The 22309-nt window shown below is 63.8% G+C and carries 21 protein-coding genes; 10 read left to right on the top strand and 11 right to left on the bottom strand.

The window, feature by feature from the left end; translation table 11 throughout:
• The first annotated feature begins 37 nt into the window (after positions 1-37).
• Positions 38-775, top strand: a complete 738-nt coding sequence (locus HH213_RS01295) for a response regulator (protein ID WP_169110280.1) — start codon at positions 38-40, stop codon at positions 773-775.
• Positions 775-2043 (top strand): sensor histidine kinase, encoded by a 1269-nt coding sequence (locus HH213_RS01300; protein ID WP_110848889.1) that lies wholly within the window; start codon positions 775-777, stop codon positions 2041-2043. The genes HH213_RS01295 and HH213_RS01300 overlap by 1 nt, the downstream gene beginning before the upstream one ends.
• A 39-nt stretch (positions 2044-2082) precedes the next feature.
• Here the strand turns inward: HH213_RS01300 and sppA are convergent, their stop codons facing one another.
• The 6 genes from sppA to HH213_RS01330 form a co-directional block, all read right to left on the bottom strand.
• Entirely contained in the window at positions 2083-3975 is a 1893-nt protein-coding gene (gene sppA / locus HH213_RS01305) for a signal peptide peptidase SppA (protein WP_169110282.1), read from the bottom strand.
• Positions 3976-4015: 40 nt separating this feature from the next.
• A complete protein-coding gene (locus HH213_RS01310; protein ID WP_169110284.1) occupies positions 4016-5461 on the bottom strand; it encodes a sodium:solute symporter in 1446 nt (481 codons plus the stop codon).
• Positions 5462-5584: 123 nt separating this feature from the next.
• Complete coding sequence (locus tag HH213_RS01315; protein ID WP_110848892.1) at positions 5585-6787, bottom strand: MFS transporter; 1203 nt, start codon at positions 6785-6787, stop codon at positions 5585-5587.
• A gap of 85 nt (positions 6788-6872) precedes the next feature.
• Entirely contained in the window at positions 6873-7970 is a 1098-nt protein-coding gene (locus tag HH213_RS01320; RefSeq protein ID WP_169110286.1) for an aromatic ring-hydroxylating dioxygenase subunit alpha, read from the bottom strand.
• 13 nt (positions 7971-7983) lie between these two features.
• On the bottom strand, positions 7984-9444 hold the full coding sequence (locus HH213_RS01325; RefSeq protein WP_169110288.1) for an alginate export family protein: 1461 nt from the start codon (positions 9442-9444) through the stop codon (positions 7984-7986).
• The gene (locus HH213_RS01330) at positions 9431-10324 is read right to left on the bottom strand and encodes a VOC family protein (protein WP_169110289.1); all 894 of its coding nucleotides are present in this window, start codon (positions 10322-10324) and stop codon (positions 9431-9433) included. Before HH213_RS01330 ends, HH213_RS01325 begins: the two co-directional genes overlap by 14 nt.
• A gap of 174 nt (positions 10325-10498) precedes the next feature.
• Here HH213_RS01330 and HH213_RS01335 point away from each other — a divergent pair, with 174 nt between their 5' ends.
• From HH213_RS01335 to HH213_RS01360, 6 genes are read left to right on the top strand one after another with little or no spacing between them, the layout of a single operon-like run.
• The gene (locus HH213_RS01335) at positions 10499-10891 is read left to right on the top strand and encodes an AraC family ligand binding domain-containing protein (protein ID WP_169110290.1); all 393 of its coding nucleotides are present in this window, start codon (positions 10499-10501) and stop codon (positions 10889-10891) included.
• Positions 10888-12405, top strand: coding sequence for a malate dehydrogenase (quinone) (gene mqo / locus HH213_RS01340; protein WP_169110291.1), 1518 nt, complete (start codon positions 10888-10890; stop codon positions 12403-12405). Before HH213_RS01335 ends, mqo begins: the two co-directional genes overlap by 4 nt.
• A gap of 12 nt (positions 12406-12417) precedes the next feature.
• Complete coding sequence (gene fumC, locus HH213_RS01345; protein ID WP_169110292.1) at positions 12418-13866, top strand: class II fumarate hydratase; 1449 nt, start codon at positions 12418-12420, stop codon at positions 13864-13866.
• Between the two features lie 14 nt (positions 13867-13880).
• Positions 13881-14105: a DUF3820 family protein gene (locus tag HH213_RS01350; RefSeq protein ID WP_110848898.1), complete on the top strand. Its 225-nt coding sequence runs from the start codon at positions 13881-13883 to the stop codon at positions 14103-14105.
• A gap of 58 nt (positions 14106-14163) precedes the next feature.
• The gene (locus tag HH213_RS01355) at positions 14164-15192 is read left to right on the top strand and encodes a M4 family metallopeptidase (RefSeq protein ID WP_169110293.1); all 1029 of its coding nucleotides are present in this window, start codon (positions 14164-14166) and stop codon (positions 15190-15192) included.
• 14 nt (positions 15193-15206) lie between these two features.
• Positions 15207-15512 carry a protealysin inhibitor emfourin gene (locus HH213_RS01360; protein ID WP_229263249.1) on the top strand — a complete coding sequence of 102 codons (306 nt, stop codon included), beginning with the start codon at positions 15207-15209 and terminating at the stop codon, positions 15510-15512.
• On the opposite strand, the gene HH213_RS01365 is transcribed toward HH213_RS01360, so the two are convergent.
• The 5 genes from HH213_RS01365 to HH213_RS01385 form a co-directional block, all read right to left on the bottom strand.
• Positions 15509-15874: a glutaredoxin gene (locus HH213_RS01365; RefSeq protein WP_169110294.1), complete on the bottom strand. Its 366-nt coding sequence runs from the start codon at positions 15872-15874 to the stop codon at positions 15509-15511. The genes HH213_RS01360 and HH213_RS01365 overlap by 4 nt on opposite strands.
• A 7-nt stretch (positions 15875-15881) precedes the next feature.
• Entirely contained in the window at positions 15882-16463 is a 582-nt protein-coding gene (locus HH213_RS01370; RefSeq protein WP_110848902.1) for a BPSL1445 family SYLF domain-containing lipoprotein, read from the bottom strand.
• An 87-nt stretch (positions 16464-16550) separates the two neighbouring features.
• Positions 16551-18698, bottom strand: coding sequence for a putative bifunctional diguanylate cyclase/phosphodiesterase (locus HH213_RS01375; RefSeq protein ID WP_169110295.1), 2148 nt, complete (start codon positions 18696-18698; stop codon positions 16551-16553).
• Complete coding sequence (locus HH213_RS01380) at positions 18691-19674, bottom strand: EAL and HDOD domain-containing protein (protein WP_169110297.1); 984 nt, start codon at positions 19672-19674, stop codon at positions 18691-18693. The genes HH213_RS01375 and HH213_RS01380 overlap by 8 nt, the downstream gene beginning before the upstream one ends.
• A gap of 39 nt (positions 19675-19713) precedes the next feature.
• Positions 19714-20652, bottom strand: a complete 939-nt coding sequence (locus HH213_RS01385) for a LysR substrate-binding domain-containing protein (protein ID WP_169110299.1) — start codon at positions 20650-20652, stop codon at positions 19714-19716.
• 154 nt (positions 20653-20806) lie between these two features.
• Here HH213_RS01385 and HH213_RS01390 point away from each other — a divergent pair, with 154 nt between their 5' ends.
• Together HH213_RS01390 and ribA are read left to right on the top strand one after the other, a co-directional pair.
• On the top strand, positions 20807-21511 hold the full coding sequence (locus HH213_RS01390; protein ID WP_110848906.1) for a pirin family protein: 705 nt from the start codon (positions 20807-20809) through the stop codon (positions 21509-21511).
• Positions 21512-21642: 131 nt separating this feature from the next.
• On the top strand, positions 21643-22296 hold the full coding sequence (gene ribA / locus HH213_RS01395) for a GTP cyclohydrolase II (RefSeq protein ID WP_169110301.1): 654 nt from the start codon (positions 21643-21645) through the stop codon (positions 22294-22296).
• Positions 22297-22309: the final 13 nt, after the last annotated feature.

Here is a 22309-nt window from a genome sequence, read left to right on the forward strand (position 1 = left end):
ATACTGGCCGCACTCACCGTAGCGTAGAATTAATCGCATGAATCCTGTAGACCGAATTTTGCTGGTAGAAGACGACCCGCGCCTGGCCGAGATGCTCACCGAATACCTGGGCCAGTCCGGCTTTCGCGTGCTGCACGCGCCCACTGGACGCATCGCCATGGACCATATCGCCGCCTCCGAGATCGACGCTGTCATCCTCGACCTGATGCTCCCGGATATGGATGGCCTGGACGTGTGCCGCCAACTGCGCGCCACCTCCGACGTGCCGGTGCTGATGCTGACCGCGCGCGGTGACGCCATCGACCGCATCGTCGGCCTGGAAATCGGCGCCGACGACTACCTGCCCAAGCCTTTCGAACCGCGTGAACTGCTGGCGCGCCTGCGCGCCATCCTGCGTCGCCGCGTCGACGTGCGCCACCTGGACACGCCACCCGGCGCCGGCCAGCGCACACAACCCGGCCAGGACGAGCTCCTGCGCTTCGGCCGGCTGGAAGTCGACCCGGCCGCCCATGCCGCCCGGCTGGACGGCGTGCCGTGCGAGCTGACCGCCTACCAGTTCGACCTGCTGCTGGTGCTGGCCAAACACGCCGGCCGCGTGCTGTCGCGCGACGCGCTGATGGATTTACTCAAGGGCGAACCGCTGGAAGCCTTCGACCGCTCGATCGACGTGCATATGTCGCGCATACGCGCCGCTGTTGAAGACGATCCCAAAAAGCCGCGCCGCATCATCACCGTGCGCGGCGCCGGCTACCTGTTCGCCAAGGTGCAGGACTGATGAAGCGTCGCTTTAATCTTCCGCCTATCGGCCTGCCGCGCCTCTACTTCCGCTTTTACGTCGCGCTGCTGGTGATCCTGGCGATCTTCGCCTTCGCCACGCTGGAAATCTGGAACCGCACCGGCAGCCCGCTGGAGCGCTCCAACGCCACACTGGCGCAAGTAATGCAGAACGTGCTGGCGCCGCCCGACGCCCCGCCCGATATGCAGCAGGCCGCACTGGCGCGCGTCGCCGCTAACCTGAATGACGCCCACATGACGCTTTACACGCGCGACTGGCGCCCGCTGGCCGTGGTGGGAGACCTGATCCCGGCGCGTCACTGGCGCCGCCAGGGCGTGACCGGTCCGCCGCCGGAATCGTTTGTGCGTTTGCCGGACGGCCGCAAGCTGCTGTCCAGCGAACCGCTGGGCTTCACGCGGCCCAAGGCCATGCTGCATAACGCCCTGCTGCTGGTGGCGCTGGGCATCGGCGTGGCGGCCTTCCCGCTGGTGCGGCATTTGACCAAGCGGCTGGAACGGCTGCAAATCGGCGTCGAAAAACTCGGCGCCGGCGATTTCACCGCGCGCGTGCCGATCGAAGGCAAGGACGAAGTGGCGCGGCTGGCGCAAAGTTTTAACCGCGCCGCCGACCAGATCGAACAGCTGGTTGGCGCGCACAAGACGCTGCTGGCCAACGCCTCACACGAATTGCGCACGCCGTTGGCTCGCATCCGGCTGGCGCTGGAGCTGATCCCGGAAGGCATCGACCCGAAACGGCGCAAGGGCCTGGAACAGGACATCGCCGAACTGAATCACCTGCTGGATGAAATCCTGCTGGCCAGCCGCCTCGGCGCGATCCCGGAAAACACCGACACTGAAGAACTGGACCTGCTGGCCTTGGCGGCGGAAGAATGCGCGCGCTACGACGACACCATGCTGGATGGCGAGTCCGCCGTGATGCGGGGCGATCCTCGCCTGCTGCGCCGACTGCTGCGCAATTTGCTGGAGAACGCACACCGCCACGGCGTGCCGCCGGCCAGCGTGCGCATCATTTGCGCTAATAATGTGGCGACGTTGCGGGTATGGGATGAGGGTCCAGGCGTACCGGATCCGGAATTCGAGCGCGTATTCGAGCCCTTCTTCCGCCGTCGCGGCACGCTGGATAACAATGGCGCCGGATTGGGTCTGGCACTGGTGCGCCAGATCGCCCGGCGCCATGGAGGCGAAGCCCGCTGCGCCCTGATGCGGGATGGACGCAGCTGCTTCGAGGTGGAGTTGCCGCTAGCCTGAGCTAGCGTTCCATGGATTCCCGCGTGCGCGGGAACGACGTTATGGCGATTCGCACAGGCAGTGGGTGATCGCGGTGAACGGCTTGTGCTGCGCCGTGATCTCCGTCAGCCAGCCCAGGTCATTGGCGATGCCGGTGGCCGCGCTTGGCGGCAGACCGGTGGTGGCCGCAGCGCCCAGTTTCAGTTGCGACGATACAGCCTGCGCCACCGCTTGCGCCGTGCCGCCGCCGATCATCTCCACAAAGCGGTCAAACTTGCTGATGTCACGCTCGACATACACCACGCGGTAATCGGCCGGCAGTTTGGCACGGGCGGCGGCCGATTTCAGCGCGTCGCCATAGCTGCCCAGACGGTCGACCAGACCGCGATCCTTGGCCTGCGCGCCAGTCCACACACGGCCCTGCGCCACTTCATTGATCTTCTCCGGCGTGGTCTTGCGCGCCTGTGCCGCCTTGGTGGTGAACTCGGCGTAGATATGGTTGATGCTGCCCTGGATCACCTGGCCGAAGCGCGGGTCCAGTGGACGCAGCGGATTGCCGGCGTCACCCAGCCAGGTGGTCGGCTGGCCGGCGGTGTGGATGCCCAGCTTGTCGATCACCTTGTCGGCGGTCGGCAGGATGGCGAACACGCCGATCGAACCGGTGATGGTGGTCGGTTCGGCGATTACTTCGTCCGACGACATCGAAATCCAATAGCCGCCGGAAGCCGCCACGTTACCCATCGAAACCACCACCGGCTTGCCGGCGGCGCGCGTCAGTTCCAGCTCGCGGCGGATCAGCTCCGAAGCGAAGGCGCTGCCGCCTGGCGAATCGATGCGCAGCACCACGGCCTTGATGTTGCTGTCTTCACGCGCCATGCGGATCAGCTTCGAGGTCGAATCGCCGCCGATCGAGCCGGGACCGGCGCTGCCGTCGCTGATCTCGCCCTGCGCCACGATCACGCCGACTGCATCGCCGGTCAGCTTGTGCGGCACGCGCGCCAGGTATTCGTCAAACGCCACCTGGCGGAAGCTCTTGGCGTCCGTATCGGCGGCGCCACGCTTGATCATCATCTGGCGGATTTCATCCTTGGTCTTCAGGCCGTCGACCAGCTTCTCGGCCAGCGACAGCTTGGCCAGGTCGCCATTCACCGCCGCCACTTGCGTCGGCAGGTCGTCGATGGTTTTCATGATCTGGCCTTGCGGCAGCTTGCGCGCTTTCTCGACGTTGTCGGTGTACGACGCCCACAGCGCATTGTTCAGGTACGAATCGGCCTCGCTGGCAGCCTGCGACGGGCCGTTGGCGATGTACGGCTCGCCGAAGCTCTTGTAGGTGCCGACGCGCAGCAGGTTGACCGTCACGCCCAGCTTGTCCAGCGCATCGCGGTAGTAATTGCGATAGCGGCCGAAACCTTCGATCATCACCATGCCCATCGGATGCAGATAGACCTCGCTGGCATGCGCGGCCAGCAGGTACTGGCGCTGGTCATAGCTAGCGCCCCAGGCGATGACCGGCTTCCCGGCAGCCTTGAAGCGGTCGATGGCGGCCGCCACTTCGCGCAGCGAAGCCTGGCCGGCGCCTTGCAGGTCGTCGGTCAGCAGCACGGCGGATTCCACGTTCGGGTCCTTGGCGGCGGTGTCCAGTACGGCCAGCACGTCGCGCAGCTGGATCATCTTGTGCACTTCGCCGCCGCGGGCGTTGGCCAGCAGCGCTTCCGTGGCGTTGACGCTGGACTGTTCGACCAGTTGGCCCTTCAGGTCCAGCACCAGCGTGGTTTTCGGTTGCAGCGGCTTGGCGCCGCCACCGAAGATGGCGTACAGCAGGATCAGCACAATGGCCAGGAAAATCAGGTTCAGCACCGTACGGCGGGTGGCGTCGATCGAACGCCAGACAAAAGAAAAACCGCGACGAACAAAGGACCGCGGTTTTTGCGGGGATTGCGGGGACTGACTCATCAACACTCCAGTGGTTGCGTAATTTGCAATGATAATACCGCTACAGCGGCTTTTTGGAAATGACCAGCAGGCCGGCGAACACCAGCAAGCCGTTCAGGATAAGCAATTCAAGCCCGATCCGATAGCTTCCAAACAGCGATTGCTGATTAAAATCAATAACATAGCATAGTAGCGGCCCGGCCAGCGCCACGACTGGCACCCAGCGGTCACGCACTGCACGGCGGGTCAGGATACCGAAGGCGAATAGGCCCAACAATGGGCCATAGGTGTAGCCGGTCAGCTTCAGCACCAGGCCGACCATGCTGGCGTTGTCCACCCACTTAAACACCAGCACCAGCGCCAGGAAGATGGCGCAGAACGTCAGGTGCACGCGGTGGCGCAGGCGTTTGCGGCTGGCTTCCGTCAGGTCGCTGCGGCGCTGCACGCCGAGGATGTCGATACTAAAGCTGGAGGTCAGCGCAGTCATGGCGCCGTCGGCGCTGGGAAACAGCGCCGAGATCAGGCCGACGAAAAAGATCAGCTGCAACGCGGCCGGCATCTGGCCCATCACCACCGCCGGGAACAGCTTGTCCCCTACCGCGGTTACACCGGCCGTCGGCGCGTACAGGTACAGCAACCCGCCAAGGTACATGAACAGTACCAGTACAGCGGTCAGTACAGCGGTGGTCAGCAGCATGTTCTTCTGCGAGTCGCGCAGCGTTTGCACCGAGATGTTCTTCTGCATGGTCTCCTGGTCCATGCCGGTCATGGCCAGGACGATGAAGAAGCCGGCCAGCAGTTGCTTCCAGAAGTTGGCCGGGCTGTCGATGGACGTGGTGATCACCCGCGTCAGTCCGTGCGCCTGCATTTGCGCGAAGCTGTCCAGCGGGCCGAGGTGCATGGTGTGCAGCAGCCACCCAGCACAGATCACCAGGCCCAGCACCATGCCGGTGGTTTGCAGCGTGTCGGTCCAGACAATGGTCTTGACGCCGCCTTCGTAGGTGTACAGCAGGATCATGGCGAGAATGACGGTGGTAGTCAGCCAGAACGGCACGCCCATGCTGTCGAGGATCGTCAATTGCAGGATGTTGACCACCAGGTACAGCCGCGCAGAGGCGCTCAGCAGGCGCGAGATGATGAAGAACGCGGCGCCGCTCTGGTAGGCGCGCTGGCCGAGACGTTGCTCTAGATAGGTATAGATCGAGGTCAGCTTGAGACGGTAGTACAGCGGCAGCAGGATGAAGGTGACGGCGATATAGCCCAGCACATAGCCAAGTATCACTTGCAGGTAGCCGAAACCATCGCGGCCGACGGCGCCGGGAACGCTGATGAACGTCACCCCGCTCAGCGTGGTGCCGACCATGCCGAACGCCACCAGCATCCAGTTACTGCGCTTGTTACCGATGAAGAAGCTGTCGTTGTTGGCGTTGCGGGAGGTGCGCCAGGCTACGATCAGCAGCACGGCGAAATAGGCGGAGACGAGGCAAAACAGCGAGACTGCGGACATGGGATGGACGGCGAAGAATTCAGATCGCCGCCAATATACACCAGTTGGCGGCGCTGGCTTTTACCCCGAAGCCAAACCGGGGTCTGACCCCGTACGGGGTCAGACCCCTAGCGAAGTGCGGGTTTAGTGTGCTGCCACGCGCACGCCGCTACCCCGCACGGTACGTGGATTCAGCCGATCCAGCCGTCCGCTCAGCGCGGTCAGGCCCAGCGCGCCGAGTACCACCAGCCCGCCGATCCAGCCGGTGTGCACCAGACCCACATGCTCAACGATCAGACCACCTCCCCACGCGCCACCTGCAATCCCCAGGTTGAACGCCGCAATGTTCAGGCCCGATGCCACGTCGACGGCACGCGGCGTGTAGTGTTCCGCCTGCTGCACCACATACACCTGCAAGCCGGCCACGTTACCAAACGCCACCGCACCCCACACCAGTACAGTTGCCAGCATCAGCCATTTGTACGACGCCGCAAAGCTCAACACCACCAGTACAGCCGCCAGACCGAGGAAGATGATCTTCAGCGCGCCAATCGGACCGCGCTTGTCGGCCAGCTTGCCGCCCCATATATTCCCCACCGCGACCGATACACCGTAGACCAGCATTACCAGGCCCACCGCGCTGGCGCTGAAGCCAGTGATGTCGGTCAGGATCGGCGCCAGGAAGGTGAAGGCGATGAAGGAACCGCCATAGCCCACCGCCGTCATGGCGTACACCAGCAACAGGCGCGGCTCAGCCAGCACTTTCATCTGCTGCAGCAGCGAAGCCGGTTTGTTGTGCTGGATAGTCGACGGCACAAACAGCATGCTGCCCACCACCGCAATCGCACCCAGCGCTGCCACGGCCAGGAAAGTCTCGCGCCAGCCGAAATGCTGGCCGATGAAGGTCCCCAGCGGCACGCCGGTCACCAGCGCCACGGTCAGGCCGGTGAACATGATGGCGATCGCGCTGGCGGCTTTCTCCTTCGGCACCAGCGAGGTGGCGATGGTCGAGCCGATCGAGAAGAATACGCCGTGCGCCAGGCCGGTGAGAATGCGGGCGATCACCAGCGATTCGTAGCTGGGCGCTTTCCAGGCCAGCAGGTTACCGAGGGTGAACAGCACCATCAGCGATACCATCAGCAGCTTGCGCGGCACTTTACCGGTCAGTGCGGTCAGCAACGGCGCGCCGACGGCCACGCCCAGGGCGTACAGGCTGACCAGCAGGCCGGCTGATGGCAGGTTCACGCCCAGATCGGCGGCGATGGTCGGCAACAGGCCGACAATGACAAACTCGGTGGTCCCGATGGCGAATGCGCTGATGGTCAGCGCGAGTAGTGCAATTGGCATGACGTCACTCCTGAGTAGTTGATGTCATGCAGTATCAGGACTTTTGCGCAGGGGAAAAAGACACGAAACTCCAAAACATCTTTGCTCAGCACGCAATAATGGGAATGGTCTCGATGGCCCATGGCCCGCCGTCGCGGCGGTCCGGCCCCGGCACTACGCAGGCGGTGCGGCCGGTGAACTCGCGCTCTACGCGCACTTCGTCGATGCGCCAGCCGCGCTCCTCCAGCTCCCGGATCTTCTGGCGGAAGGCGATTTGCAGCGCGTCGGATTTGATCGACACCTCTTGCAGCCACGAATCCGGCACCCGCTCCGGGCGCACCTTGTTGAGCACCACCAGGTCCTGGTTGAAGATGTTGAGGTTGCTGGCGATGACGCGGCGGTCCAGCAGCGGCCAGCGCATGAAGGTGCGGCCCATCATCCACCAGGTGCGCGTACGGTTGCCGTCCACCGGCGTGTGAGCCGAGACGATGTAGATTTTCCAGCCGTCGCGCGGTGCCAGTTCCAGCGTGACGCAAGGGCCGGACAGGTGGAAGCCGGGCCGCGTGGCCACGCCCACATGCGCGCCGGTCGGCGCGCGCCGCCAGCCTTTGCGCACCGGACGGCGCATGGTCATCAGCGCGCTGCCGCCCCAGGGCTCGCGCTCGACGTCGAAGCCGCCGATTTCCGGATGTTCGGGATCGCCAAAGGTGGAGCCGTGGACGAACGGCGCGTGGGCGAAATCGAGACCGTTTTCCATCACCCGGTCCCAGCTCGCATCCCAGTCGAAGTGGCCGGAGACCACGCGCACATTCGGATCGTCGACCCAGTCCAGCTGCGGCAGCGGCGGACGTTCGGCTTCCGGCAGGTCGCCGAGGAAGGCCCAGATCCAGCCATAGCGTTCGATGGTCGGATAGGCATCCACGCGCGCGCGCAGCGGAATGCGCAGGTCTGGTTGCGCCGGAATGTGGTTGCAGACGCCGTCACCGCCGAAGCGCCAGCCGTGGTACGGGCATTGCACGCTGCCGCCCACCTTGACGCCGGCCGACAGCGCGCCGCCGCGATGGACGCAGATGTCCGACAGCAGCCGCGCCGCACCGACTTCATCGCGGAAAGCGACAAAGTGCTGCCCGAGCAGTTGCACGGGCTTCAGGCCGTCCGTCAGTTGCGCGGATGGCAGCACTACATACCAGAGATTAGTCAGCATGCCGCATTCTAATCTACCAGCCGAACTTGAGCTCCACACCAAGGTAATCGGCATCCCGGCCGCCGGCGTTGCGCAGCGTGTCGCCGACGTGGAAATGCACCGCTTCCACTGCCGCCGCAACGTTGGCCGTCACCGCCCAATCGACGCGCAGCTGGCCGTAGGCGCCGGTCCAGCGCGAACCCTGGCCTGCGGTGCGCGGCACGCCGGCCATGCTTTGCACGTACACCGCATCGGCGGTGGTCTGGCGCCATTGCAGGCCAAGCGCGGTGGTGACACTGAGCGTCTTCGCCGGCTTGAGCGTGACCGATGGCTTCAGGTGGATCAAGTTGCTGTAGCCGGTCAGGCCGGCCAGCGCGAAGTAGTACCCGTTGGGGAACAGCGGATTGAAGGTGCCCAGCGTGCCGTCGCCGGCGTGCTTGTCGCCGGACGCCATGTCGAACTGCAGGCCAACGCGCGGCGTCCATCCGGTCTTGGCGAAGGTGTAGCCGGCGATGGAGCCGATGGCCCATGCCGAGACCTGCTTGGCGCCCACCTGGCCGGTCTGGCGCATGCCTTCAATGTCAAAGTCCACTGCCCCGCTCTTGCCGTTGTAGCGCATGTCCCAGACGTTGCGGCGTTCGTCGCCGGTGGCGTCGAGGAAGCGCGCGCTGTCACGCCGATAGCGCGAGTAGTAGCCGGACAGGTCGCCGGGGCCGAGGCCCTGGTATTCAAGCCGCAGGCCGTTCAGCGTCAGGTGGCCGTTGGAGTAGTCGTCGAAGCTGTCGACGCTGCGGTTTTGCACCGGCTGCGTCACGTAGCCGATCAATCGCCACGGGCCATGCTCCCAGTCGGCCCAGACGCCATCGAAAGCCTGGCGCACATTGGGGCCGTCACGTACGGCGATAAAGCGCTGCAAATCGAAGGCCATTTCCTGGCGGCCGACGCGGACCTTGACGGCGCCGTCGGTTGTCGGCACGGCCACGGTCATGAACAGCTGTTCCATATCCAGCTTGTCGCGGTCGGGCGGCGCGATGGTCTTTTTGCCGAAGGTGCGGGCGTCGACCACTTGGCCGAACAGCTGCACGTAGGGGCCGAGACGCAGATCGGCGTGCAGGTTGGTGCGCTGGATGACGTAGCCGTCGGACGGCGTGGTGCCGGCGCCGTACAGCGGCGCGTCGATATGCTCGTAGCGCTCGCGCAGGCCGGCGCCCAGCGACAGGTAGGATATGCCGTCCTCGCTGAGCGGGATGTATTTCAGACCATCCAGCGGTTGCTGCGGCAGGCAGGGATCGGCCAGCACGCCCCAGTTTTCGTTCCAGCGATTGAAGTTGATGGCGGGCCGCTTGGCGTCGCAGACCGGCGCCGGGGTGCTGGCCGATGCGGCACCAGCGGGCGACGCATCGGCCGCCGTCAAGGTCTGCGCGCCGGCCGCGCCGCTGACCACCAGCGCCAGCGCGCCGCCGCAGCGGCGCAACGTCAAACTATTTCGCCGCATTGTGAATCTCGCTGATGTAACCGCCCGGGAACTGCAACATGGCGCTCACATTACCCTGACTCGTTTTCACCGGCGGCACCAGCACCTTGACGCCATTGGCGGCTGCCTTCTCCAGCGTCGCCGCCACGTCATCCACCTGATAGCCGGTGGTCTCGCGGCCATACGGGAACGGCAGCTTGCCGTCGCTGACATACACCATCATCTTGCCGAAGCCGGACGACAGCTGCACGCGGCGAATCTCGGTGCCTGCGCGGCCGATTTCCGCGCCATCGATCTTGTCATCGGCAGTCACTTTGGCATGCGCAAACTGCTTGAACTGGCCGATAAATTTATCGCCCGAGACCTTGGACACATACACTCGGTTATCCGGCACGCTATGCAACGGCGCGTATGACGGCGCCTTGGTATGCCAGTACAGCTGCATATTCACGCCGCCGGCCCATTGGATAATCACATCCTTGCCGATCGGGTCATCAAACGGTTCAACGGTGACATCGGCGCCCGCCTCCACCGCCGCCTTGGTGGCGCTGTGAATATCGCTCACCAGATAACCGGTGCGCTCCTCGCCGAAGCCATACGGAATCGGCGTCTGGAACGCAAACACCGACAGCATGCCGACCGGCGTCTGCACATATTGCGAGGCTGTCTTGCTCGGCGTCGGCGTCACGGTAAACACTGCACGCGGACTCGCCTTGCCGCCGAAAGTACCGGTAAAACTCTGGATGAAGGTCGCGAGATCGGCATCCTGCACATACACATGGGTGGTGTCGTACTGCGGACCGACCGCGACGTCCGGCGCCGCCATCGCCAGCGCCGGCAGCGCCAGGGCCACCGACAGTGCGCCAACGAGCATGCGGTGACGGAAGGATTGCAAGGTCATGGAAACTCCTGAAATAACGTGAATGAGGGATGGTTTCACTATACCGATCGCACGTCCCGGATTGCCCTACCATCGGATCAGGTCGGCCGATTTTTCTACCGTTCGGGAGGTCCGTCCGGTACGAATGCCGGGCATAGTCGCTCCACGCCACGCAATCTTGCAAGGAGAGCAATCATGATACGTTGCATACGCATATGGACCGGCCCCGGCGGTGATTCGCTGTTTGAAGAGGGACAGATTGCCCTGCTCCAGGGTGAGCGCGGCGACATGCTGAGCCCGCTACTCAAGGCCGCCAGCATCTCGTTCCGCGAAACCGTGGCCGGCGGCCAGTTCGCCCCGCACCACGCGCCATCGCTGCAACTCGTGCTGACCCTCAGCGGCACGCTGGAATTCACCACCGCCAGCGGCGCCACTTTCATCATCCACCCCGGCGACGTGCTGCTGGCCGACGATCTCAGCGGCAGCGGCCACAGCTGGCGCCTGATTGACGAGCAGCCGTGGCGCCGCGCCTACATCATCGTCGGCCCGGAAGTAGACACCCTCTTCACCCCAAGGAGCAAAGCATGAGCGACATTCAAGTCACGGAAAACCACGACATCGTCCTGATTGGTGGCGGCATCATGAGCGCCACGCTGGGCACCCTGCTGAAGGAACTGGACCCGGCGCTGTCCATCGTCATGCTGGAAGCGCTGCACGACTGTGCGCAGGAAAGCTCGGACGGCTGGAATAACGCCGGCACCGGGCACGCCGCCAACTGCGAATTGAATTACACGCCGCAGCGAGCGGACGGCAGCATCGACATCAGCAAGGCGCTGGAGGTCAACACCGAGTTCGACATCTCGCGCCAGCTGTGGGCGTATCTGGTCGGGCGCGGCGCAATCCCCGACCCGCGCGCCTTCCTGCATCCGTGCCCGCACATGAGTTTTGTATGGGGCGAGGAAAATGTCGCCTTCCTGCGCGCGCGGTACGAAGCCATGTCGGCCCACCACTGCTACCACGGCATGGAATACAGCGAAGACCCGGCCGTGATCGCCGAGTGGGCGCCGCTGGTGATCGAAGGTCGCGACCCGCAGCAGCCGATCGCCGCCACCCGCATGATCACCGGGACCGATGTCGACTATGGCGCGCTAACGCACCTGCTGGTCAAACATCTGAGCACACAGCCCGGTTTCGCGGTGCGTTACAACAGCAAGGTAGAAGGTCTGCAGCGGCAGGACGATCAAAGCTGGCTGGTGACGGCGGAAGATACGCGTAGCGGCGCCAAACGCCACCTGTCGGCGCGCTTCGTCTTCATCGGCGCCGGCGGCGGCGCGCTGCCGCTGCTGCAAAAATCGAAAATCCCGGAAGCCAAGGGCTACGGCGGCTTCCCGGTCAGCGGCATCTGGCTGCGCTGCGACGTGGACGCAGTCAGCCAGCGCCACCACGCCAAAGTGTACGGCAAGGCCGCCAGCGGTTCGCCGCCGATGTCGGTACCGCACCTGGACACCCGCATCATCGGCGGCAAGCAGTCCTTGCTATTCGGACCGTATGCCGGTTTTTCCACCAAACTGCTCAAGTACGGCGGCCTGTCGGACCTGTTCACCACGCTCACCCACAGCAATATCATCCCCTTGCTGGACGTCGCCCGCGACAACCTGCAACTGACCGAATACCTGATCGGCCAGGTGATGCAAAGCGCCGAGCACCAGTTTGCCGCGCTGAAGGAATTCTTCCCCAGGGCAGTCCAGCAGGACTGGAAAAAAGCCATCGCCGGCCAGCGCGTGCAAACCATCGCGCCGCATGAAAGCGCTGGCTGGTTCAAGCATGAGGAAGGCAAGCTGGAGTTCGGCACCGAACTGGTGTCGGCCGCCGACCAGTCGCTGGTGGCGCTGCTGGGGGCGTCGCCGGGCGCCTCGACCGCCGCCTACATCGCGCTGGAAGTGCTGCAACGCTGCTTTGGCGACCAGTTGACCGAGGCGGCCTGGCTGACCAAGCTGAAAGCGATCATCCCGACCTACGGCATTGACCTCAAGCAGGACGCCGAAGCTTGCCGCCAAAGCCGCGCCGCCACCGCCGCGCTGCTGCAAATCGAGAACGTCTGAAGGAGTGACAGCATGAACGCGATCACTAAACTGAAGGACTTGCCGATCGGGCTGGCCGCCAGCGGCAGCCGTCAGGAATTTGATTCCATGGGCACGGTCGACGTACCGGCCGACAAATACTACGGCGCGCAGACGGCGCGCTCGCTGCAGCACTTCTCCATCGGCGACGACCGCATGCCGAAGGCGGTGTATCACGCCTACGGCATCGTCAAGAAAGCCTGCGCGCTGGTCAACCAGGCCGCCGGTCGCTTGCCGGCGTGGAAGGCGCAAGCCATCCTGCGCGCCGCCGACGAAGCCATCGCCGGCCAGCTGGATGAGCATTTTCCGCTGTATGTGTGGCAAACCGGCTCCGGCACCCAGTCCAACATGAACGTCAACGAAGTGCTGTCGAACCGCGCCATCCAGCTGCTCGGCGGCACGCTGGGCAGCCAGCAGCCGGTCGGCCCCAACGACGACGTCAACATGGGGCAAAGCTCGAACGACACCTTCCCCACCGCGATGCACATCGCCGCACTGGACCTGCTGGATCGGCGCCTGCTGCCCGAACTGGCGCAACTGGCCGAGGTCATCGAGGACAAGGCGGCCGAGTGGATGGAGGTGGTCAAGATTGGCCGCACCCACCTGGAAGACGCGACGCCGCTGACGGTCGGTCAGGAATGGTCCGGCTACGCCGCCCAGCTGCGCGCCGCCCTGGTCAACATCGAGAACAGCCGCGCCGGCCTGTACGAGCTGGCGGTGGGCGGCACGGCGGTCGGCACCGGCATCAATGCGCCGCCAGGCTTTTCGGTGCAGGTGGCGCAGCGGATCGCCGAACTGACCGGCAAGCCGTTCATCACCGCCCCCAACAAATTCATGGCGCAGGGCTCGCTGGACGCCATGGTGCGCGCGCATGCGGCCTTGCGCGGACTGGCGGTGGCGCTGATGAAAATCGCCAACGACATGCGCTGGCTGGCGTCCGGCCCGCGCTGCGGCCTGGGCGAGCTGAAATTGCCGCAAAACGAGCCCGGCTCGTCCATCATGCCGGGCAAGGTCAATCCTACGCAGTGCGAGGCCATGGTGATGATCGCGATTCAGGTGCTCGGCGACGACAGCGCGGTGGCGCTTGCCGGCTCGCAGGGCAACTTTGAGCTGAACGCCATGCGGCCGATCATCATCAATGCCTTCCTGCATTCGGCGACCATCCTGGCCGACGGCTGCGCGAAATTCCGTACCTATTCGGTCGAAGGCACGCAGCTGAACCGTACCAAGATCGCCAGCTACCTCGACAACAGCCTGATGCTGGTGACGGCGCTATCGCCGGTAATCGGCTACCAGCACGCCGCGCATATCGCCGAGCAGGCCGACGCCAGCGGTTCGACGTTGCGGGAAGCGGCGCTGGCGTCCGGCTACGTCGACGCCGCCACCTTCGACCGCGTGGTCGACGCGCGCGCCATGATCGGCCACGGAGTCGCCGGCGCCTGAGTTAAAATCGCCGCATGAACTCAGAAAAACTCGCCCTGCTGCTGACTCGCGAAATGCCGTACGGGAAGTACAAAGGCCGCAAAATCGCCGACCTGCCCGGCCATTACCTGGGCTGGTTCGCGCGCGAAGGCTTCCCTTCCGGCGAGCTCGGCGCGCTGATCGCGCTGATGTACGAACTCGACCACAACAACCTGCGCATGTTGCTCGATCCCTTGCGCCAGCCACAGCGGTCAGCGTGACGTCCCAGCAATGAAAATACGTGTATAAATACGTTATTGCATTGTTTAGGAGAACGTCATGGCTGCGCACCCGCTTGGCTGTACCTGCTTCATCATTCCGTCCAACATGCTGCGCAAGCTGGCCGAGCAAACCCACGACCAGCACGAGCGCCACTGCCTGCTGGACACGGCCGAGTTGTCCGCCCATCTGCGCGGCCAGCGCTCCGTCGCGCCGATGACGATGGGCATTACCACCGCCGCCACCGGCGAGAAGCGCCGTACGGTCTACGATGCCCAGAACAAGTCCAAACTGCCCGGCAAGCTGGTGCGCGGGGAGGACAGCAAAGCGTCCGCCGACAAGGCGGTCAACCAGGCCTACGACGGCGCCGGCGCCACCTACGATTTCTACCGTGAAATCCTGCAGCGCAATTCCATCGACAACAAAGGCTTGCGCATCGATTCCACCGTTCATTACCAGAACAAATTCAATAATGCCTTCTGGAACGGCCAGCAGATGGTGTACGGCGACGGCGACGGCAAGCTGTTCATGGGCTTCACCGGCGCGGTCGACGTCATCGCCCACGAACTGACCCATGGCGTCACGCAGTACGCGGTGCCGGGCGGGCTGGTGTATGAGGGCCAGAGCGGCGCGCTCAACGAATCGATTTCCGATGTATTCGGCAGCGTGGTCAAACAATGGACGCTGAAGCAAAGCGCCGAGCAGGCCGACTGGCTGATCGGCGCCGGCATCATGGCGCCGTCGGTCGGCAAGGCGCTGCGCTCGATGGCCGATCCCGGCAACCAGGCGCTCACCTGGTCGGGCGACGACCAGCCGAAAACCATGGCAGGATATGTGGAAAACGGCGACGTCCACACCAACTCCGGCATTCCCAACCATGCGTTTTACGCGGCTGCGATCGCGCTCAAGGGCAATGCCTGGGAAAAGGCCGCGCCGATCTGGTACAAGTCGCTGTCGCTGCTGACGCCCAACGCCACGTTTGCCGACATGGCCAAGGCCACCACGCAAGCTGGCGCGCTGCTGTACGGCGCCGATTCGGCCGAGCAGCACGCGATACAGGCGGCATGGAAAGTGGTTGGCGTCAGTTAAATTAAGGAAGCATCATGCGTTTGACTCTGAAATGTACCGGCGGCTTCGCCGGACCGGCCGGCGCGCAAACCCGCACCGTCGATCTGGCCAAGCTGCCGCCGGACCAGTCCAGCCAGCTGGAGCAGCTGCTGCATGCCAGCGACTTCTTCACGCTGCCGCCCAAACTGGTGAAGGAAGCGCCGAAGTCGTGGGACTTTCAATACGATCTGGAAGTGGATGACGGCGGCAAGGCGCACTGCGTGCGCTACCACCTCGACCAGGCCTCGCCTGCGCTGAAAACGCTGACGGAAAAACTCAACGACGAGGTCGACCCGGATTAGCCCAGCAGGCGCGCGAACTCGCCGCTGGCGATCAGCTTTTGCAGGTCGGTAGCGCCGCCGATCAGCGTGCCGTTGACGAAGATCAGCGGGAAGGTCGACCAGCCGCTCCACAGCTTGAGCGCCAGGCGCGGTCGCCATTGCGAGAAATAATTGCCGTAACTCAGGTACTTGTACGGCGTGCCCTGACCGTCCAGGATCTTGCGTGCCTTGGCTGGGAAAGGATTCAGTCCCATGCCGACCACCACCACCTTGTTGGCGGCGATGGCGGCCTCCACCTCGGCGATCAGCTCGGTGTGATAGCTGCTGATCTGCGCCAGTGCGGCGGGGTGGATGCGTGCTTGATCCAGGAGCGGTCGGGTCATTATTGCCTTATAAGTCGAGTTTGGAAATTTTGGTGCCTTCGAGATTCAGGTTCGCCATCAGGCCGCCGTTGGTCAGCACGAAGGCCTGGATCGGATTGTTGGCGGTGGCCGTGTCGACCTCGCCATTGGCGCCCACTTTGATCAGCGCCACCGAGCCGTCAACACCAGCGGTCCAGCCTTTGCCGTTGCGGAATTTATCCAGCGCTTCGCGGCTCATGAACAGCAGCACCACGGCCTTCGATTGCGCGCCGGCCTGGAAGCCGACCGATACCGAAGCGACGCTGTAATAGTCCGCCACCTGGCCGCCGGTGCGCAGCACGCCCTTGCCGTATTCGCCGCCGACCACCAGGCCTGCCGCCACCACATTCGGGAACACCAGTACGCCGTTGGCCTTGTGGACCAGCTCGCGCGAACCTTTTACTTCTTTGTACAGGCGCTCCAGCGTGTTGTAGGAACCCTGTTCGATTTCCGTCTTCACGGCGGCCGAGCTTGGCTTGGCGGCGCCGGTGGTGGTGGTGCAGCCACCCAGCGCCAGACCAGCGAAAGCGACAGCGGCGGTAGCGCGCATCAGGAAAGTACGTTTTTGCATGGAAGTCTCCAGTAAGTGTGGATTAAACAGACCATTGTTTCATCTTCTACATTACCACGCTATCTCTCTTCCGTAGCACACCGCAGCTCAACGATTGGCGAAGGCCAGCCGCTTGCCTTCGCGCAGCATGGCGGCGAAATCGGCCGCCGGCACCGGCTGGCTGAACAGGTAGCCTTGCAGCTGGTCGCAGCCGAGTTCGCGCAGGAAAGCCATCTGCTCGGCCGTCTCCACACCCTCCGCCACAATCTCCTGGCGCAGCTGCTGCGCCATGGTGACGATGGCGCGGGCGATGGCGCAATCGTTTTCTTCATACGGCAGGCCGATGACGAAGGAACGGTCGATCTTCAAGGTGCTGATCGGGAATTTCTTCAGGTACGCCAGGCTGGAATAGCCGGTACCGAAGTCGTCCAGCGCCAGCGCCATGCCCATCGCCACCAGCTGGTTCATGATGGCGATCACCTTGTCGGTGCCGCGCACCAGCAGGCTTTCCGTAATTTCCAGGTTGATCTGGTCCGGCTGCACCTGATGACGCTCCAGCACCGCCGCTATGCGATTCGGCAACTCGGCGTCGAACTGGCGCGCCGACAGGTTGACCGCGATCGGCGGCGTGATCATATTGGCGTCGCGCCATTCGCGTACCTGGCGGCAGGCTTCTTCCAGCACCCAGGCGCCGAGATCGAGGATCAAGCCGGTCTCTTCCGCCACCGGGATGAACACGCCCGGCGACACCAGCCCGCGCAACGGATGGCGCCAGCGAAGCAGCGCCTCGGCGCCGACGATGCGGCCGCTGCGCAGGCTGACCTTGGGCTGGTAATACAGCTGCAACTCGTTATTTTGCAGCGCCTGCCGCAACTCGCTTTCGATGCGCAGATGCTCCTTGGCGCGCTGGTTCATCTCTTCGCTGTAGAACAGGAAGTTGGACTCGATGCTCTGCCCCGCCTTGGCCACCGCCACGTCGGCGTAGCGGATCAGCGTCGGCACGTCGGCGCCGTCCTCGTTGTAGACCGTGATGCCGACATGCGCGCCGACTTGCAGGCTGTGGCCGGCGATGGCGATCGGCGCCGCCAGCGCGGCCAGCAATTTTTCGGCGACGATGCCGGCATGTTCGCGTTTTTCCACGTGCAGCAGCGCGATCGCGAAACGGTGGCCGTCCAGCCGCGCCAGCACGTCGGCTTCGCGCAGCGTGGCGCGGAAGATGCGGCCGATTTCGCACAGCAGCTCATTGCCGAGATCGTGGCCCAGCGTGTCGCTGATCGCGCCCAAGCGGGTGATTTCCACCACCAGCAGCGCGCCGTGCTCGCCGGAGCGCTTGGTCTCGGTCAGCGCCTGGCCCACCAGCGTGGTTAGCAGGCACAGGTTCGGCAGCCCGGTCAGCGGATCGTAGTTGGCCATGCGTTGCATGCGCGCCTCGGCGTCCTTGTGCACGCTGATATCGGAGAACAGCGAGAAGGTATGACTGATCTTGCCATGCTGGTCGCGCACTGCGCTGATGGTCACCGACTGCGGGAACAGCTCGCCATTCTTGCGCTTGCCGATGATCTCGCCGCGCCACGGCCCGCCGCCCTGCATGGCGCTGCGCACCTTGGCGCGGAAGTCGGCGTCGTGCACGCCGGAGCGCAGCAGGTCGGGCGTTTTGCCGATCGATTCAGCCGGCGTATAGCCGGTGATGCGGGTGAACGAGGAATTGATCGAGACGATGCGTTCATGCGCGTCGGTGATCAGCACGCCCTGCTCGCTGTCCTCGATGATGCGCGCGTGCAGGTTGACCTTGTCGAGGTCGGACAGCGTCTGATTGGCTTGCGACAGCGTCACCAGCATGCCGCCGTCGTCGGGACGCAGCTCGATGTCCAGGTGCACCCAGATGATCTCGCCGTTCTTCTTGCGGCGGCGCACTTCGGTGCGGGCGGCCGAAGCGCCGGGGTCGTGGTCGAAGAACAGTTCGGCGATATTGCCGTCGTCGTCATCCTCGGCGTACAGGAACAGCACGTGCTGGCCGGTCACTTCGTCGGCCGTGTAGCCGAACATCTGCTGCGCGCCAATGCTCCAGGCGGTGACGTAACCGGTCAGGTCGAGCGCCAGCGTGGCGTCCTGCGGCGGCAGGTCGGCCGGCTTGATCGCCGCCTGCGCCTGGTGAAGGGCGGCGTCCAGTGCGGTCAGGGTCTGCGCCAGCGCGTCGCCTTGCTCGTTCCGTGCTTGGCGGCTCAGTGCAAGACAACGCTGGATCGCATCATGCATGGCCGCTACCCGCTTTGCCTGCCGTGACGTCCTGCATCCACAGGAAGGCGTCGATGACGATGCGGTTGTAGGTGCCGGCATCCAGCGGCAGCGCCGCCAGGCAGCCATCGAGCGCGTCGTGGTCTTCGCGCTCGGCGGACTCCACCACGCACAGCAGCTGACCCAGTTCGCCCTCGTGCGCCAGCAGCGCCTGCTGCACGGCGTCGCTGATGGTCAGCGGTTTCATCACTTCTTCCAGCGGCAGGCCGAACAGCACGCCCAGCAGCGAGAACATGCCCACCATGAAGGCCTGCTCCTGGTGCGGCTTGTCTTCGCCGCAGGCCTTAGACAGCAGTTCCATCATGCGCGCCCGCACCGCCACCCGCGCCAGCAGCATGGCCGAGCGTGGATCGCCTTCGCGCGACGAGAACAGCATCAGGTTCAGCCAGCGCCGCAGTTGCGCGCGGCCGAGGATCAGGATGGCTTGCGAAAAACTGGTGACGCGGCGGCCGGTGCCCATGCCGAGCGAATTGACCAGCCGCAGTAGGTGATACGACAGCGTCGGGTCTTGCCGCAGTAGCGCCTCGATTTCGTGGGTATCGGCATCGGCCGACACCAGTTGCACCAGTTGCAGCGCCAGTGCGCGCGAGGCAGCCTGCGTGCCGACCGCCTTCGGTGGCGGCGCCAGGAACCAGTCGCCTTCGATCCAGTTGACGCCGGGCGGCAGTTCCTTCGGCAGCACGTCATCGGCCCGCACCACCTTGTCGGCCGCCAGCGCTTGCCATCCGGCTTGCGCCAGCGCCTGATGCGGCGCCTGGTCGATGCCGGCGCGGTAGAAGCAATGCATGCCGCCGTTGGCGAGTTCTTCAAGTAGTTTCACCGGCGGTTCCGACGCGCGTGCCGGCACGCCGCCGGCGTCCAGCAGCAAGGCTGCCGGACTGCCTTTACGGTCAGCCAACAAATGCAGCAATACAGGCGTGGCGATTAGTGCGGTCATGACATGGTCCGTTCAGTGGTTCTGCTATGTTGCCCGAAACTATTGGCCTTGGTCAACTTTATGATGGGGCAGATGGCTCAGCAAGCGCTCGAACAGGCCGGGCCGCCGCATACGCTCGATCCACCAGTTCAACGCGGCGCCGTTTTCGCCGCTGCGCCAGGCCAGGTAGAAGGTCTCGGCCGGTTTTGGTTCTTCCACCGGCTTTTCCACCAGCAGCCCCTGGGCGATGGCGTAGCGGGCGCACGGTTCGGGCAGGAAACCGAAGCCCATGCCGGCCAGCTGGTACTGGTACTTGGTCTTCATGTCCGGCACGGTCAGCGTGTCCTGCCCCAGCAACAGGCCGACGGTGCGCGGCGCCATCTTGCGGGCGGAATCGGCCACGCTGATGGCACGGTAATTTTGCAGGTGCGTGCGGCTCAGCTTGCCCTCGACAGCGGCCAACGGATGCGACGGCGCCACCGCGAACACGAAATCGATCTTGCCGATCGGCTCGGACACATAACCGCCGCCGGCCGGACCGTCGCCGGCCGCCCCCACCAGCAGGTCGGCGCGCCGCTCGATCAAGGCTTCCCAGGTGCCGGACAGCGCTTCCTGCACGATGCGCAGCCGCGTTTGCTGGGCGACGTCATAGAAGGCCGGCACGTCGTCATGGAACAGACAGGCCGAAAACATCGAATCCATGCCGACCGCCAGCTCGGTTTCCCAGCCCGAAGCGACGCGGCGCACGCGGTGTTCCAGGTCCAGCGCCGCCTTAAGCAGGTAGCGGCCCTCTTTCAGAAGTTCAGCCCCGGCCGCCGTCAGCTCGACGCGCGGGCCGTTACGTTCGAAAACTTGCACACCGAGATCGTCCTCCAGCTTGCTGACGGTATAGGAAATTGTCGAGGGAACGCGGTGCAATTCCTTCCCTGCGGCAGAGAAAGACCCTCGCCGGTCGATAGCGTCAACGATTTGCAGGGCTTCCAGGCTGAGTCTGAGCATTCGAATTTATCGATAATAGAGGGGTAAATTTTCCGTTTTTTTAATCCCGAACACAGGTCTACAATGTGATTCATGGATGCAGCGATACGGAAGACGGCAGCAAAAAACGCTTTCAAAATTATCGCACATTAACTCACAAGAAACGGAGCTCATCATGTTACAAGTACGCCATTCTGATTCCCGCGGCAAAGCTAACCACGGCTGGCTGGATTCCAAACACAGCTTCTCGTTTGGTCACTACCATGACCCGGAGCACGTCGGTTTCGGTCCGTTGCTGGTGATTAATGAAGACCAGGTACAGGGCGGCCAGGGCTTCGGCACCCACGGTCACCGCGACATGGAGATTATCTCCTACGTGCTGAGCGGCGCGCTGGAACACAAGGACAGCATGGGCACCGGTTCGGTGCTGCACTACGGCGACGTCCAGCGCATGAGCGCCGGCACCGGTGTGCGTCACAGCGAGTACAACGGCGACCGCAGCCAGCAAGTGCACTTCCTGCAAATTTGGATTCAGCCGAACGAACTGGGCATTCCACCGAGCTACGAGGAAAAGCACTTCACGCCGGAGCACAAAAAAGGCAAATTGGCGCTGATCGCGTCCAACGATGGCCGCAACGGCTCGGTGCTGATTCACCAGAAAGCATCGATCTACGCTTCCATCATGGATGAAGGCGACCACCTGAAACATACGCTGGACGAAGACCGCCTCGGCTATGTCCATGTGATCCGCGGCGCGGTCACAGTCAACGGCGTGCACCTGAAACAGGGCGACGCGCTGAAGATCAGCGATGAAACGCTGGTGACGCTGGAACAAGCGGAAGAAGCCGAACTGCTGTTGTTCGACCTGCCAAAACAATAAGGGTCTGCAGGCCCGAGGGGGGCCTCAGAAACATTTCCGCCAGTTTTGGTATCATGAAGGGCGCGCCGGGTCTGTTGGAACAGCCCGGCGCGCCTTTTTTACCTTATATGAACAGAATAAAGAGCAAAACCATGTCGCAGAGCGCAGAAATCCCGTCCCAGGACGAACTGAACTACGTTACCTCCTGCGCCCTGCCGACTCCCTGGGCCCAGTTCACCTTGCACGCCTTTGTCGAAAAGGCCACCGGCAAGGAGCACCTGGCCATGGTGCTGGGCGATATCGGCGACGGCGAGCCGGTGCTGGCCCGCGTCCATTCGGAATGCCTGACCGGCGATGTGCTGTTCTCGCAGCGCTGCGACTGCGGCGCCCAGCTGGAAGGCGCGCTGAAGAAGATTGCCGAACAAGGCCGCGGCGTGCTGCTTTACCTGCGTCAGGAAGGCCGCGGCATTGGCCTGATCAACAAGATCCGCGCCTACCGCCTGCAGGAAGCCGGCGCCGATACGGTGCAAGCCAATGAACAACTGGGCTTCAAGCCGGATCAGCGCACCTACGGCCTGGTGCAGCCGATGCTGGCGCAGTTCGGCGTGAAAAGCCTGCGCCTGATGACCAATAATCCGCGTAAGATCGATGCCATGACCAAACTGGGCATTGAAGTGGCCGAGCGCGTTCCGCTGCTGGTCAACCGCAATGCCTTCAACCAGTATTATCTGGATACCAAGGCCGCCAAGCTGGGCCACATGATGACGCCGCTGACGCCGGCGCCGGTGGAGGATGGTGCGCTGTAACGTTTGAAGGAAT

This window comes from Duganella dendranthematis, from assembly GCF_012849375.1.
GTDB lineage: Bacteria > Pseudomonadota > Gammaproteobacteria > Burkholderiales > Burkholderiaceae_D > Rugamonas > Rugamonas dendranthematis.